The 266-nt window shown below is 30.8% G+C and carries 1 pseudogene; it reads left to right on the top strand.

Annotation, left to right across the window (positions count from 1 at the left end):
• Window positions 1-266, top strand: a pseudogene (locus FOT98_RS32825) (tyrosine recombinase XerS); the annotation flags it as partial.

Below are 266 nucleotides of genomic sequence, written 5' to 3'. Positions count from 1 at the left end.
TTTTTTAAATGGATGATTGAGAAACGAATAGCGGTCATAAATGGAAATGTCGCAACTGAAATACATGAAATTCCAATTGAATTGTTAGAAAGCCTACCTTTAAATGAAGTGAATCGATTTCATATGTACCTTAAGGGTGAAGGTATTGAAATCAAAGCAATTAACAGGACCTTTTCGGCTTTAAAATCTCTTTTTAAATACCTTTCACAAAAAACTGAAGATGAATATGGGAATAGCTATCTTTCACGAAATGTAATGGATAAAAT

The organism is Bacillus sp. HY001, from assembly GCF_007558965.1.
GTDB classification, from domain to species: Bacteria; Bacillota; Bacilli; order Bacillales; family Bacillaceae_G; genus Bacillus_A; species Bacillus_A mobilis.
This window is presented reverse-complemented; position numbering and strand designations above follow the sequence as displayed.